Annotated in this window: 14 protein-coding genes; 8 read left to right on the forward strand and 6 right to left on the reverse strand. The window is 48.6% G+C overall.

Translation table 11 applies throughout. The annotated features are described in order from the left end of the window. Window positions 1–11: 11 nt before the first annotated feature. Window positions 12–1,688 carry an L-lactate permease gene (locus AC1WMD_RS15185; RefSeq protein WP_494257844.1) on the reverse strand — a complete coding sequence of 559 codons (1,677 nt, stop codon included), beginning with the start codon at window positions 1,686–1,688 and terminating at the stop codon, window positions 12–14. A gap of 322 nt (window positions 1,689–2,010) precedes the next feature. On the opposite strand from AC1WMD_RS15185, the gene AC1WMD_RS15190 reads away from it, so the two are divergent. From AC1WMD_RS15190 to AC1WMD_RS15205, 4 genes are all read left to right on the forward strand, one after another. Beyond that, window positions 2,011–2,736, forward strand: coding sequence for a FadR/GntR family transcriptional regulator (locus AC1WMD_RS15190; protein ID WP_043903511.1), 726 nt, complete (start codon window positions 2,011–2,013; stop codon window positions 2,734–2,736). Window positions 2,737–2,875: 139 nt separating this feature from the next. Continuing rightward, window positions 2,876–3,592 (forward strand): lactate utilization iron-sulfur protein LutA, encoded by a 717-nt coding sequence (lutA, locus tag AC1WMD_RS15195; protein WP_494257846.1) that lies wholly within the window; start codon window positions 2,876–2,878, stop codon window positions 3,590–3,592. Window positions 3,593–3,608: 16 nt separating this feature from the next. Continuing rightward, window positions 3,609–5,057: a LutB/LldF family L-lactate oxidation iron-sulfur protein gene (locus tag AC1WMD_RS15200; RefSeq protein WP_494257848.1), complete on the forward strand. Its 1,449-nt coding sequence runs from the start codon at window positions 3,609–3,611 to the stop codon at window positions 5,055–5,057. Then, window positions 5,035–5,757: a LutC/YkgG family protein gene (locus tag AC1WMD_RS15205; RefSeq protein ID WP_494257850.1), complete on the forward strand. Its 723-nt coding sequence runs from the start codon at window positions 5,035–5,037 to the stop codon at window positions 5,755–5,757. Before AC1WMD_RS15200 ends, AC1WMD_RS15205 begins: the two co-directional genes overlap by 23 nt. Before the next feature lie 38 nt (window positions 5,758–5,795). Here the strand turns inward: AC1WMD_RS15205 and AC1WMD_RS15210 are convergent, their stop codons facing one another. From AC1WMD_RS15210 to hutP, 5 genes are all read right to left on the reverse strand, one after another. Further along, window positions 5,796–6,728 carry a D-2-hydroxyacid dehydrogenase gene (locus AC1WMD_RS15210; protein ID WP_043903507.1) on the reverse strand — a complete coding sequence of 311 codons (933 nt, stop codon included), beginning with the start codon at window positions 6,726–6,728 and terminating at the stop codon, window positions 5,796–5,798. A gap of 53 nt (window positions 6,729–6,781) precedes the next feature. Next, window positions 6,782–7,468, reverse strand: coding sequence for a TerC family protein (locus AC1WMD_RS15215; protein WP_043903506.1), 687 nt, complete (start codon window positions 7,466–7,468; stop codon window positions 6,782–6,784). Then, window positions 7,416–7,682, reverse strand: coding sequence for a hypothetical protein (locus tag AC1WMD_RS15220; protein WP_144319565.1), 267 nt, complete (start codon window positions 7,680–7,682; stop codon window positions 7,416–7,418). Before AC1WMD_RS15220 ends, AC1WMD_RS15215 begins: the two co-directional genes overlap by 53 nt. Beyond that, window positions 7,645–9,159 (reverse strand): histidine ammonia-lyase, encoded by a 1,515-nt coding sequence (gene hutH / locus AC1WMD_RS15225; RefSeq protein ID WP_494257851.1) that lies wholly within the window; start codon window positions 9,157–9,159, stop codon window positions 7,645–7,647. Before hutH ends, AC1WMD_RS15220 begins: the two co-directional genes overlap by 38 nt. A gap of 101 nt (window positions 9,160–9,260) precedes the next feature. Next, on the reverse strand, window positions 9,261–9,710 hold the full coding sequence (gene hutP / locus AC1WMD_RS15230; RefSeq protein ID WP_494257852.1) for a histidine utilization transcription antiterminator HutP: 450 nt from the start codon (window positions 9,708–9,710) through the stop codon (window positions 9,261–9,263). 198 nt (window positions 9,711–9,908) lie between these two features. On the opposite strand from hutP, the gene AC1WMD_RS15235 reads away from it, so the two are divergent. The 4 genes from AC1WMD_RS15235 (at window position 9,909) to AC1WMD_RS15250 (ending at window position 14,225) form a co-directional block, all read left to right on the forward strand. Then, the gene (locus tag AC1WMD_RS15235; protein ID WP_494257853.1) at window positions 9,909–10,754 is read left to right on the forward strand and encodes an SPFH domain-containing protein; all 846 of its coding nucleotides are present in this window, start codon (window positions 9,909–9,911) and stop codon (window positions 10,752–10,754) included. A 15-nt stretch (window positions 10,755–10,769) separates the two neighbouring features. Next, entirely contained in the window at window positions 10,770–10,958 is a 189-nt protein-coding gene (locus tag AC1WMD_RS15240) for a type II toxin-antitoxin system antitoxin (protein ID WP_494257854.1), read from the forward strand. Between the two features lie 119 nt (window positions 10,959–11,077). Then, complete coding sequence (locus AC1WMD_RS15245; RefSeq protein WP_494257855.1) at window positions 11,078–13,405, forward strand: xanthine dehydrogenase family protein molybdopterin-binding subunit; 2,328 nt, start codon at window positions 11,078–11,080, stop codon at window positions 13,403–13,405. Beyond that, window positions 13,392–14,225, forward strand: coding sequence for an FAD binding domain-containing protein (locus AC1WMD_RS15250; protein WP_494257856.1), 834 nt, complete (start codon window positions 13,392–13,394; stop codon window positions 14,223–14,225). Before AC1WMD_RS15245 ends, AC1WMD_RS15250 begins: the two co-directional genes overlap by 14 nt. The last annotated feature ends 2 nt before the right edge of the window (window positions 14,226–14,227 follow it).

Here is a 14,227-nt window from a genome sequence, read left to right on the forward strand (position 1 = left end):
ATCTAAACACGTTATGGTATCATCCATGATAAAATATTAGACTGCAAGAATACAAGAATGCCAATCAAAATAATTAAGAAAATGCTATGCTTCACGGTAAACCGGAATAAATCGGACTCTTTTCCGGCCAGACCTACTGCCGCACATGCAACTGCAATGGACTGCGGCGAGATCATTTTCCCGACAACCCCGCCGGAAGAGTTTGCCGCCAGCGCTAAAACCGGATCCATGCCGATGGATGTCGCCGTTATCTTTTGCAAGTTGCCAAACAACAAGTTCGAAGACGTATCGGAACCAGTAATAAACACGCCGAGCCACCCTAAAAATGGCGAGAAGAACGGGAACAAGGCATCTGTTTTCGCCAACGCCATACCGAGCGTCGTGCTCATACCGGAAGCGTTGGTGACATAAGCAAAGCCGACTACCGAAGCGATTGTTATAATTGGGAACTTTAATTCATCCAACGTTTCGATAAATGTACGTCCCCAGTCTTTCCAAGACATGTTGACAATAAATTTCGTTACGAATGCCGCGAACAAAATCGCCGTACCGGCCGCGCCAAGCAATTCTAATTTATATACTGCCGCAATCGGCTGACCGCTCGCATTGATAATTTTATTGTTCAATCCCGGCACTTCCGGCATAAATGTCAGATGGTAGCCAATCGTATTGATTAACTTTAACAATCCGTTTGTTCCCTCATAATGCCCTGTCAACGCTGCTTTTACTTGTGGTATCCCCCATAGAGAAATAAATGCCGTTAGCACTAGAAACGGAGACCAAGCTTTAAACACTTGCCCACCTGTGTAGGAAACCGCTTTGGCCTGAGCAGTCGCTGCCACTTCCGATTCCGTTGAAAAACGATACGTGCTTGCTGGTTTCCAAAATTTCAAAAAAACAGCTAACGCAAACATCGACACTAAAGCGGATAAAATATCAGGGAGTTCAGGACCTAGGAAGTTCGAGCTAAAGTATTGGGTAATCGCAAAAGAAACCCCCGACACAATGATCGCCGGCAATACTTCCATTGTTTTTTTCCATCCTGCCATAATAAGCACAAGATAGAATGGAATAAATATGGATAGAAAAGGCAATTGCCGCCCTACCATTTTTGAAATTTCCATTGCTGGAATGCCCGTCGGTCCTTCCATCGAGATAATCGGGATTCCGATAGCACCGAACGCAACCGGAGCGGTATTAGCAATTAAACAGATTCCCGCCGCATATAACGGATTAAATCCCAGCCCAACGAGCAATGCTGCGGAAATCGCTACTGGCGCTCCGAATCCAGCAGCCCCTTCCAAAAATGCTCCAAATGAGAACGCAATCAATAATGCCTGTAAGCGGCGGTCTTCTGTAATCGATGTCACCGAATTGCGAATAATGTCAAAATGACCGGTTTTAACGGTCAGTTTATACAAAAAGACAGAAGTAATAATAATCCAACCAATCGGCAACAGCCCGTAAACCGCCCCTTGTGTCATCGACATGACGGCCATTCCCGCCGGCATTCTGTAAGCGATTACAGAAATTAGCAAAGCAAGAAGCAATGTTGTAACCCCAGCAACATACCCTTTCATTCGCTTGATAGCGAGTGCCCAGAAAAAATATAAAATTGGAATGAGTGCCACGATGGCTGACAGCCAAAGATGGTCTGCGATGGGCGTAAAATCCTGCTTCCACTGCATAAACAATCCTCCCCCTTTGTGTAAATGTAATGAAGCTATTCTCCCATCCCTATAATGAAGTTCATCCTCAGTCATCAGATGACCGGATAATAAAATTATAGAGATGATTTCCAGAAAACACAATAGGTGTTTTTTAATTTTTTTAAATTTTCATTTACTTTCCAAAATTTCCTAGGACAAAGAAAATTACTTGTTTCCTTTGTATTGGATGTATAATATATAAAACAATGGGAATTCTTTTACATTCCAACAAAAAGATGTGCCCGCAAGTCTATAGATAAGAAGGCAAAATATTGAGTTTTGCGGTATCGAGGTGAATGCATTGAATTTTAAGCGCATTAAAACAAAAAAGATTTATGAGGAAGTAGCGGAAGCGATTTTTGATATGATCAAAAAAGGTGCACTAAAACCTGGAGATAAATTGGACTCTGTCCAACAGCTTGCCGAAAAGTTCCAAGTAGGACGGGCTGCCATTCGCGAGGCGCTGACCGCGTTAAAAGCGATGGGATTGATCGAATTAAAGCAAGGAGAAGGCACGTACGTGCGCGAATTTGACCCGACGATGCTCACGTTCCCGCTTTCCATGGCCGTGCTGATGAACAAAGAGGATATTTGGCACTTGCTTGAAGTGCGCAAGCTTCTTGAAGCCGGCGCCTCCTCTTTAGCGGCACAAAAACGGACGGATCACGATCTGATTGCGATGGAACAAGCGCTTCGCGACATGAAAGAAGGCATCGGTAACGACGAACTTGGCGAAAAAGCGGATCTTGCTTTTCATATGGCCGTTGCCGCCGCTTCCCATAATCCAATTTTAGTCAGCTTAATGAACAGCGTATCGGAAATGATGGTCGAAGCGATGCGGGAAACGCGGCGAATTTGGCTGTTTTCGAAGCAGACGACAACGGAAAAGCTTCTGCACGACCATACCGAAATTTTTGAAGCGATTAAAGAAGGAAACGCGGAAGCCGCCCAGGAACGGATGCTTCAGCATCTGACTAACGTAGAAAACGTGCTTCATCAATATATAAGTACTCAGCGAAACAACTGAGTGCTTTTTTTTATTTTACAAAAATTGCGTCAAAATCTACTTCTATTCTCTGAAAATAGTATATAATAAATACATACAAAGTCATCTGATGACCTGTTCACTTCATCCTATTACTATTATATGTGGAAGGAGATTTACCATGAAAGTTTCCTTGTTCGTCACCTGTCTTGTCGATTTGTTCTATACGAACGCGGGAAAAGCAACGGTAGAGCTGTTGGAACGGCTAGGCTGCGAAGTCGAGTTTCCAGAAGCGCAGACATGCTGCGGGCAACCTGCCTACAACAGCGGTTATGCCAAAGAGGCAAAAGAAGCGATGAAGCATATGATCCGCACGTTTGCCCACGCCGACTACGTAGTCACTCCTTCCGGCTCGTGCGCATCCATGTTTAAGGAATACCCTCACATTTTCCACGGTGATCCGGAATGGGAATCAAAAGCGAAAGCGTTGGCTGCGAAAACGTATGAACTAACACAATTTCTTGTTGACGTGCTGAAGGTAGAAGATGTCGGTGCCAAGCTCGAAGGACGCGCCGTTTACCATACGTCATGCCATATGACAAGGCTGCTTGGCGTGAAAGAAGCGCCTTTCCGGTTATTAAAAAACGTAAAAGGACTGGAACTTGTTCCATTGCCAAATGCCCACCAATGCTGCGGATTTGGCGGAACCTTTTCCGTAAAAATGGGGCCGATTTCCGAACAGATGGTGGACGAAAAAATTGAACATATTGAAGAGACACAAGCCGATTATCTGATCGGAGCCGATTGCGGATGTTTAATGAATATCGGCGGACGCATCGAGCGGCAAGGAAAACCGATTAAAGTCATGCACATTGCCGAAGTGTTAAACAGTCGTTAAAAGGAGGGATTCTGATATGCCAATGAAAATAGGAAATCAACCGTTCTGGGAGCGAGTAGAAACGAACCTACATAACCAATTTATGCGCGGTGCGGTAGCCAGTATGCAGGACCGTGGGTACGAAAGACGGATCGGGGTTACGAAAGAGCTTGGCAACTGGGAAGAATGGCGCTCTCTCGGCGAGGAAATTCGCCAGCATACCCTAGAAAATTTAGATTATTATTTAATGCAGTTAAGTGAAAACGTTGCCAAACGCGGGGGCCACGTCTTTTTCGCAAAAACGGCGGAAGAGGCGAACAATTACATCCGCAATGTTGCCATGCAAAAAAAGGCAAAAAAAATCGTGAAATCGAAATCGATGGTAACGGAGGAAATTAACTTAAACCCTGTGTTAGAAGCAATCGGCTGTGAAGTGATTGAAACAGACCTTGGCGAGTACATTTTGCAAATTGATGACCATGATCCTCCTTCGCACATCGTTGGTCCTGCCCTCCATAAAAATAAAGAGCAAATTCGCGACGTTTTCCGCCGCAAACTTGGCTATCAAAAATCGGAAAAACCGGAGGAGCTGGCGCTTCATGCACGGGAAGTGCTGCGCCGCGAATACCTCACCGCCGATATCGGCATTACCGGCTGCAATTTTGCCATTGCGGAATCCGGATCGATTACGCTGGTGACGAATGAAGGAAATGCGGATTTAGTGACGTCGCTGCCAAAAACACAGATTACCGTCATGGGGATGGAACGCATCGTGCCAACATTTGAGGAAATGGAAGTGCTCGTCAGCATGTTGACACGCAGCGCTGTCGGGCAAAAACTAACGAGCTATGTTACCGTATTAACTGGCCCGCGCGATGAAGGAGACGTCGACGGCCCGGAAGAATTTCATCTTGTGATTGTTGATAATGGCCGATCCACCATCCTTGGCACAGAATTTCAGTCCATATTGCAATGTATCCGCTGCGCAGCTTGTGTCAACGTCTGTCCTGTGTACCGCCACATTGGCGGACATTCCTACGGCTCGATTTATTCTGGACCGATCGGCGCTGTCCTGTCACCGTTGCTAGGCGGATATGACGATTATAAAGAGCTGCCGTACGCCTCCTCCCTTTGCGCAGCCTGTACGGAAGTTTGCCCGATTAAAATTCCGCTTCATGAATTGCTGTTAAAGCACCGCCAAGTCATTGTCGAGCGGGAAGGAAAAGCGCCGGTGGCAGAACGGCTGGCGATGAAAGCATTTCGGTTAGGAACCTCTTCACCGTTTCTCTATCAATTCGGCTCGAAGGTCGCGCCAAGCGCCTTGGCACCATTTACGAGCGATGACCGCATTTCTAAAGGTCCTGGCCCGCTGAAGGCGTGGACGGAAAGCCGTGAATTTCCGGCGCCGAATAAAGAACGATTCCGCGACTGGTTCCGCGAACATCAAAAAGGAGGTATAAGCAATGAAGACCGGAGCAATTTATAACCGCGAAGCTTTTTTACAAACGATTGCCGACCGGCTCGGGCGGCAGCGCCGCGTATCAGGGGTATCCCGCCCACATTGGAAGCACCAGCCGCAATGGAAAGTGTTTGAAGGCTACAGCCAAGACGATTTATTGGCGGTGTTAAAAGAACAATGCGCACTCATTCACACCCAATATGTAGAAACGACATGCGACACGCTAGCGGAAACAGTGAAGCAAGTCGTTGTCCAATACGGGGGCGGTCCGGTTGTCACATGGGACGATCCGCGCTTTGACGAATATGGATTAACCGACTTGCTGCGCCGTGAATGGCCTAACGAAAGCGTGGAGGTTCACGTTTGGAACGCTGCGCTAGGTAGAAAAAATATCGATTTTGCCGAAAAAGCGAACGTCGGCATTACGTTTAGCGACATTACGCTGGCTGAATCAGGAACGGTCGTGCTGTTCAGCGGAAATGGAAAAGGGCGCACCGTCAGCTTTTTGCCGAAAACATATATCTCGATCATCGCTAAAAGCACCGTTGTGCCGCGCATGACCCAAGCCGCTGCTTACATTCATGAACAAATCGAAAAAGGGCAGCTCGTTCCTTCGTGTGTTAACTTTATTACCGGCCCAAGCAACTCGGCCGATATTGAGATGAATTTAGTCGTCGGAGTTCACGGTCCAATGAAAGCGACTTATGTGGTCGTTACCGATCGTTAATAAAAAACGGGCATGTCGCAAAATGGACACGCCCGTTTTTAGTACCCTTTTTCGATATCTACTCGGTTGAAAAGCGGCTCATTATTCTCGATTCGCCGCAGCGTTTGCAAAAAGCAGTCCACCGCTTCCTCCGCCGATGTCAGCGCGGCGATATGCGGCGTAATGATAACGTTTGGATGCTGCCATAACGGTGACTCCGCCGGTAATGGCTCCTCTTCTACCACGTCTAAAACAGCAAGACGAATATGACGGGTCTCCAATGCGCTCCATAACGCCATTTCATCTACGGTTGCCCCTCTGCCGACATTGATGAAGCAAACGTTATTTAAAAGAGAAAAAAACCTTTCGTCAAACAGATGATACGTTTGTTTTGTCAGCGGAAGTGCGGCAATAATCCAATCTGCTTTTGGCAGCACCTCTTCCGCCTGCGTGACAGAAAACACTTTGGAAAAATGCGGCTTTTGCCGTCCGCTTAATGAAACACCGATTGGCGCGATGCCAAACAGACGCAGGTGACGGGCAATCTGCTGTCCAATCTCGCCTGTTCCATAAATGACGACGCATTGCGTCCGCAGCAACGTTGGCGCGACCGGCTTCCATTGCCGCTGGGATTGATACCATCCATATACATCATGGCATTGTAAATCCCGAAGCATATAGCTAAGGCAATATTCACTAATTTGTTCGCCAAATGTGCCGATCGTCCTTGTTAGAACCACATCTTCTTTCCACTCCCGGTTCCATAAAAACGCATCGACCCCGGCACCAAGTGAGTGAACCCAGCGAATGTTGCCAAATTCAAAGGAAGGAACCGGCCGAAAGCCCACATACACATCAGCCCAAAAAAAATCATCACGGCAAATCGCTTCTTCCGCGACAAAGCGGAAGTTTTTATCCGGTCGCTTTTGTTGCAACAATGGCGCCATTTCCGCATACAACCTTCCAGTCACTAAAATATGGTCGAGCTTCATTGTTTTGCTTCTCTCCCTCCCATCCGCAGAAAGAGAAAGAAAATTTCCTTTTCTTAAGCCATCGTTCCTTCCTTGCTTTCCGCCTTTTTATTCGTCACATATCCGGCAGCTAATACGAAAATGGTTAATCCTACGGTAATCGCGTAAGTGAGCGGTCCCTCCTGAAGATGAAGAAGACGCATAAATCCCTCATCTTCCATCATCATTTTTCCGCCCGTCCATGCTAAAATTCCCGATCCGGCATAGGCAATCCAGCGATATTTTTCCATCACCTTCATAATGGCTTTTGAGCCGAAAATCATAATCGGAATGCTGATGGCCACACCGAAGGCGATCATGCCGATATGTCCTTCTGACGCTCCCGCTACCGCCACAACATTATCCAAACTCATTACCGCATCGGCAACGATAATCGTCATAATCGCTTTCAACAAGCGGTCTGATGACTGAATATGCGCTTCTTCCTCCCGTTCAACCAGCACTTTATAGGCAATCCATAGAAGCAATAGCCCGCCTGCCAAATGAACGAACGGTATTTCTAGCAAAAAGACAATGACAGCGGCAAATAAAATACGCAAGAGAACGGCGCCGCCTGTTCCCCAAAAAATCGCTTTGTTTTGCTGATGCTTCGGCAGCTTGCGGGTCGCCATCGCAATAACCACGGCATTGTCGCCGGATAAAATGATATCAATCGCAATGATTTTCAATAATGCCAACAACGCCTCTGAAGAAATTGTCAAATAAGCACACCTCTTCTCTTTTTTCGCCGCTATTAATCTTCCAATCACTCATAGCTTGTCTTTCTTTCATCTTACCGTAAATATTTCTAGTCATCAACTTGCCGGTGTTTCCTTTAAATAAAAAGCAAGCTGCCAGTAAACCTAGCAAGCTTGCGGTACCAAAGCGATTTCTCTTTTTACGAATATTGGCTTGCTTTCCGCCAAAACGTCTCATCCATCTGCTTAAGCCATTGTGCTATCACTTCGATGTCGCGGGAAAATACACGGTCATGGATAATCGGCGGCAGGATGTTGCGCGCTTCTTCGTAAAACTGCCGCGTTTTTGCCGCCATTTTTTCTACGCCGCGGTACTCGACCGCCTGCAATGCGCAAATCAGTTCAATCGCCAGCACCCGCCTTGCATTTTGCACAATCGCATAAGCGTGGCGCGCTGCAATCGTCCCCATGCTGACATGATCTTCTTGGTTGGCCGACGATGGAATCGAATCGACGCTGGCCGGATGGGCGAGCGTTTTGTTTTCCGATACGAGCGATGCCGCTACATACTGCATGATCATCGCCCCCGACTGCAAGCCCGGCTGCGGGCTTAAAAACGGCGGTAAATCATTTAATTGCGGGTTGACAAGCCTCTCAATGCGCCGCTCTGATATGTTGGCCAATTCCGCTACGGCGATTTTCATAAAATCCATCGCCAAGGCAATCGGTTGTCCATGAAAGTTTCCGCCTGAAATAACAGCGGCGCCATCGTCAAAAATAAGCGGATTATCGGTGGCCGCATTGATCTCGATTTCCAGTTTTTCTTTAACGTAATCGAGCGCCTGCCACGATGCCCCGTGCACTTGCGGAATGCAGCGGAGCGAATACGCATCTTGCACGCGCAATTCCCCTTGTTTCGTCGTCAGCTGGCTGCCGGCCAAATAGCCGCGGATGCGCATAGCGACATCGATTTGCTGTGGAAATCCGCGGGCCACATGAATCCGCTCATCCAACGCATCAATAATGCCGCGCAGCCCTTCCATCGTCATCGCCGCAATCAGTTCACTTTCATACGCCAGCTTCTCCGCTTCGATATAAGCCACTACTCCCATCGCCGTCATCGCCTGCGTTCCATTAATCAACGCCAGCCCCTCTTTTGCTTTCAGCGCAATTGGCGCAATTCCTTCTTTTGACATCGCTTCCAACGCCGGCATTCGCTTGCCGTAATAAAATACCTCCCCCTCCCCTACTAACACAAGGGCTAAATGGGCAAGCGGCGCCAAGTCCCCGCTGGCTCCGAGCGACCCTTGCTGTGGAATGACGGGATGAATGCGCGCGTTAATTAAATCGAGCAGCCGTTCAATAACGATCGGCCGAACCCCCGAATACCCTTTTAATAAGGCATTCGCCCGCAACAAAAGCATCGCCCGCGACACCTCTTCCGGAAACGGTTCGCCGACTCCGCACGCATGCGAATGAATTAAATTAACTTGCAGCTGTTCGACGTCATTGGCGTCAATCAGCACATCGCTAAACTTTCCGAACCCGGTATTAATGCCATAAACGATTTGCTGTTTCGCGACGATGTCCTCGACTGCTTTCCGGCTTCGTTCCACCGCTTTCATGCTTTCTTCTGAGGCAATGACGAGTTCGCCATGATAAAGAACGCGTTTGACTTCCTCTATCGTCAATGTATTTCCCGTTAATATGACCATTTTCTCTCCGCTCCTTTTTCGTAAAAATCAAAAAGGAGGCTGCCGCTGTGAATTTGAACGTCACAGCATTCAGCCTCCTCCTAAACTCATCGCTATAGGCTTTATATATGATTGATTCCTAATCCGACCGTCTCATGCTCCAACCCGCGAATCGGCGCGCCGATCGTCCCGTATAAAGCAACAGCAATCCATTCCCCTTCCGCCGCATTTTCATACGGCGTCCCTCTGACAACAGCGAAACGAAGGCCGACTGTTCTCATTAAATCTCCTAGCTCCACTTGCCCCCTCGTTACGCCTTGCACCGCTTCGACGACCGCATGATAGAGCGCGTGCATTTCCCGATACAGCTCACCGTCGACGACATGGTTGCGCTTTGCCGCCGTTTCAATCGCAGCGACAATTTTTTGCGGCTCCATCGAGCCGACTTTTCCTTTACAATAACGCCATGATAAATGATCTAAATTCCTTTTGATCTCGAGTTCTTCTTCTCCGTCGAGCATCGCCAGCAATATGGCGTTTCGGCCAATCCGCGCTTTTGCTTCTTTTAGCATGTGGCTACACACCTGTTTTATTTTAATTTTCTAAAAATATTGTATCGTTTATTTTCTTGTTCTGTCAATCAACATTTACCACATTTTAACAATTTAATATATTAGCAAATTATTAGAATGAAGAGAATAAATCATTTACATTTATTTCAAAATGTGATATCATTTTAATATAAATTAGATATTAAAGGAGCGAAGTCGATGAAGGAAACAAAAGCATGGTATATGAATGGGTTTATCGGGATTATATGCATCGCTATCCTCGCTGCCGTAGCGCTGCTAAGCGTATTACATGAGCAAATCGTTATTGCCGCTCTATTCCTTGTCGTCGCAGTCGTTTTTGCTACCGGCATTACCATCGTACAGCCGAACCAGGCAAAGGTGGTTATTTTCTTTGGCCGCTATTTAGGAACGATTCGCGACAGCGGGTTATTTCTCACCGTTCCGCTCACCACCCGTCAAAACGTTTCCTTGCGCGTGCGCAACTTCACTAGCAGCAAGCTGAAAGTCAACGATGTACAAGGAAACCCGATCGAGATTGCCGCCGTGATTGTATTCCGTGTCATTGACTCGGCCAAAGCAGTGTTTGACGTCGATCATTATGAAGAGTTTGTCGAGATTCAAAGCGAGGCGGCGATTCGCCATGTGGCGACGAAATACCCATATGATACGTTCAGCGATGAAGATGAAATTACGCTGCGCGGAAACGCTGATATCATTTCCGATGTGCTCGCTGCCGAACTGCAGGAGCGGTTGCGCGTGGCGGGAGTGGAAGTGATGGAAGCACGCCTTACCCATCTGGCCTACTCTCCGGAAATCGCCAGCGCCATGCTTCAGCGCCAACAAGCTGCCGCTATTTTATCAGCGCGAAAAAAAATCGTCGAAGGTGCGGTCTCTATGGCGCAAATGGCGATCGAGCAGCTTGACAAAGAGGGAATTTTAGAGTTAGATGATGAACGAAAGGCTAATATGGTCAACAACTTAATGGTCGCCATTGTTTCGGAACGGGCGACCCAGCCGGTCATTAACACCGGCAGTCTATATTAACGGTTGTGGAGTGCTATGGCAAAAAAGAAAAATTTCCCTCTGCGCATGGACCCAGCTTTGTATGAAGTAATTGAACAGTGGGCGCAAGACGAGTTCCGCAGCGTCAACGCCCATATTGAATTTTTGTTGCGTGAAGCCGCCAAACAAGCCGGACGGTTAAATAAGCGGAAAATAAAAAATGATCCAGATGTGGAAAGAAGCTAGCGTTTCGGCATCTCGAAACGCTGGCTTCTTTATTTTTCAGTCATGGCCATTTTCTAAAAGAATACAATGATAACAGAGCCTACATGCCATCAAACAAAGCGAAAAAAGGGAGGAATGCGATGGCTATCGGTAAAAGCGTCATTCGCAAAGAAGCATGGGACAAAGTGACAGGAAGAGCAAAATACACGAACGATTTCAAAGAAAAAGGCATGCTCCATGCCAAACTCGTTACTAGCCCGTACGCCCATGCGCGCATTCGCGCGATCGACGCCGAAAAGGCGCGCGCCATCCCCGGCGTGCGCGCGATCATCACCGGCGAAGGCCTGCCACTGACAGGAGAAGACTTGCGCGATCGTCCTCCCATCGCCTTTGATAAAGTGCGCTATCATGGCGAAGTCGTTGCCGTCGTCGTCGCCGATACGCTTGTGCAGGCAGAAAAGGCGGCCAACCTTGTTCATGTCGTCTATGAACCTCTTCCTGCCATCGGCAAGCCAAGCGAAGCGCTAAAAGAAGGAGCCCCCCTCATCCATGAACAGCTAGGAAGCTATCAAAAGAACGAACATACCTATCCCGAACCGAATACAAACATCGCCCACCGCACGAAAATCCGCAAAGGCAATATGGAACGGGGCTGGGCGGAAAGCGACGTCATTGTGGAAACGAGCGTGGCCTTTTCCCCTTCCGACCACGTGGCAATGGAAACAAGATGCGCCACTGCAGAAATTCTTCCCGACGGCAAAATCGTTATTTCCGCTTCCTCCCAATCACCATTTATGATTAAACGGCTCATCAGCACCTATTTTGGAGAAGATGTCGGCAACATTATCGTCCATACCCCGCTTGTCGGCGGAGCGTACGGCGGAAAAGCGCCTGTGCAGCTCGAGCTTCTCGCCTATCTGGCAGCGAAAGCGGTGGGGGGAAGAAAGGTCAGCGTCTGGAATACAAGGGAAGAAGATATGATCACCTCTCCGGTCCATATCGGCCTGGAGGCCACCGTCAAGCTTGGCGCCACAAAAGACGGCTATATCAAAGCGGCGGAAATTTTGTTTTTATTTGACGGCGGCGCGTATTCCGATAAAGCGATCGATGTCAGCCGCGCCGCTGCTGTCGACTGCACCGGACCATATCATATCGAAAACGTCTGGTGCGATTCGTTATGCGTCTATACGAATCATCCATATGCCACTCCATTTCGCGGCTTCGGCCATAGTGAACAAGCTTTTGCCATCGAACGCGCACTAGACTTGCTTGCCGAAAAGCTGAATATGGACAAGTGGGAATTGCGGCGCAAAAACGCAATTCGCCCCGGCCATACCACCCCGACGCAAGTGCTGTTAAACCGCAGCAATGTTGGCGACTTGCCAGCCTGCCTCGATCGTTTGCGCGAGCTAATGGAATGGGACGAATGGCAGCGCATCGAAATCGATGCTTATACCGTACGGGCGAAAGGCATCAGCTGCGCGTGGAAAACATCCACGATTGACCCCGATGCCAGTTCCGGCGTCATTTTAACATTTAATCCCGACGGAAGCGTCAATGTCATCTCCGGCGTCGTTGAAATCGGAACCGGAACGAAAACGATCCTCGCCCAAATCGTTGCTGAAAAATTAAAAATGGACATCAACGATGTCCACGTGAAAATGGACATCGATACGCAAACAACCCCTGAACATTGGAAAACGGTCGGAAGCCGCGGCACCTTTATGGCAGGAAGGGCAGCGCTCGAAGCGGCGGACGACGCCATCCGCCAGCTAAAAGCGATCGCGTCTTGCGTACTCCGCGCATCGGTGGAAGATTTAGAAGTTGGCTACGGAAAAGTATTTTTACGCGATGACCCTAGCATCTATGTCCCGGTTAAAGACATCGCCTACGGCTACAAATATCCAAACGGCAATGCGATCGGCGGGCAAATCATCGGACGGGGAAACTATATTTTGCGCCACATGACCCCACTCGACAAAGAAACGGGAGCGGGCAAACCGGGACCAGAATGGACGGTCGGCGCGGAAGGAGTGGAAATTGAATTCAACCGCCGCGACTACACGTATAAAATCCTCAAAGCGTTCGCCGTCATTGATATCGGCAAAGTGCTCAATCCGAAAGCCGCACTTGGGCAGGCGACGGGAGCAATGAGCATGGGACTGAGTTTTGCGAGCCGCGAAACGTTTTTATTCGACCGCTACGAACGGGTGCTGAACCCACAATTTCGCACTTATCAGCCAATTCGCTTCGGCGAACATCCGGAATATATTGTCGAGTTTATCGAAACACCGCAAATCGATGCGCCATACGGGGCGCGCGGCGCCGGCGAGCACGGGCTGATCGGCATGCCAGCCGCATTGGCAAACGCTTTGTCGCTCGCTGCGGAAGTGCCGCTCAATGAACTGCCGCTGTTCCCTGAGCTGATTTGGCGGAAAAAGAAAGGTGACGGCCATGATTCCATTTGAGATTACTTATCATCGCCCCCGCTCCATTGAAGAAGCGGTGCAAATGTTTGACATCTTGCAGCAGCAGGGCAAAAAACCGCTCTATTACGGAGGCGGAACAGAATTTATTACGCTCTCCCGCCTCCATCTTGTTGCCGCCGACGCGGTCATTGACATTAAACATATTCCCGAATGCCGAGCGCTGGAATCCAATCCGCACGAACTCGTGCTCGGAGCGGCATTGTCGCTGACCGCATTAGAAGAGGCCAATCCGTTTCCGCTCTTGACGAAAGCGGCGAGCGAAGTCGCCGACCGAACAGCGCGCAACCAAATCACCCTTGGCGGCAATATTTGCGGGCAAATTTTTTACCGTGAAACGGTATTGCCGCTTCTGCTTTCTGACAGTCAAGCAGTCATTGCCGGAAAAGACGGCGTAAAACAATGCAGCATTCATGACGTCTTTCAACAGCATATTCAATTAAAACCCGGGCAATTTCTCGTACAAATGAAAGTCGACCGCTCCTACGCATCACTGCCCCATTTCCATCGCAAGCGCCGCAAACAAGGCGAAGTCGGATACCCGCTTGTCACCGCCGCCGCCATCAAAAAAGATGGGCAAATTCGCGTGGCACTAAGTGGCGTGTGCCCGTTTCCGTTCCGTTCCAAAGAGATGGAAGAGCGATTAAATGCGCGCCATCTCTCCGTACATGACCGCGTCGTGGGGGCAATCGAAGCACTGCCGCACCCAATTTTAGACGATATTGAAGGATCGGCAGCGTACCGTCTGTTTGTGCTCAAACAAATGCTGTTCGATATTATTGACGAGCTGGGAGGGGAGTAAGC

The organism is Parageobacillus sp. NEAU-HV-2 (genome assembly GCF_059115485.1).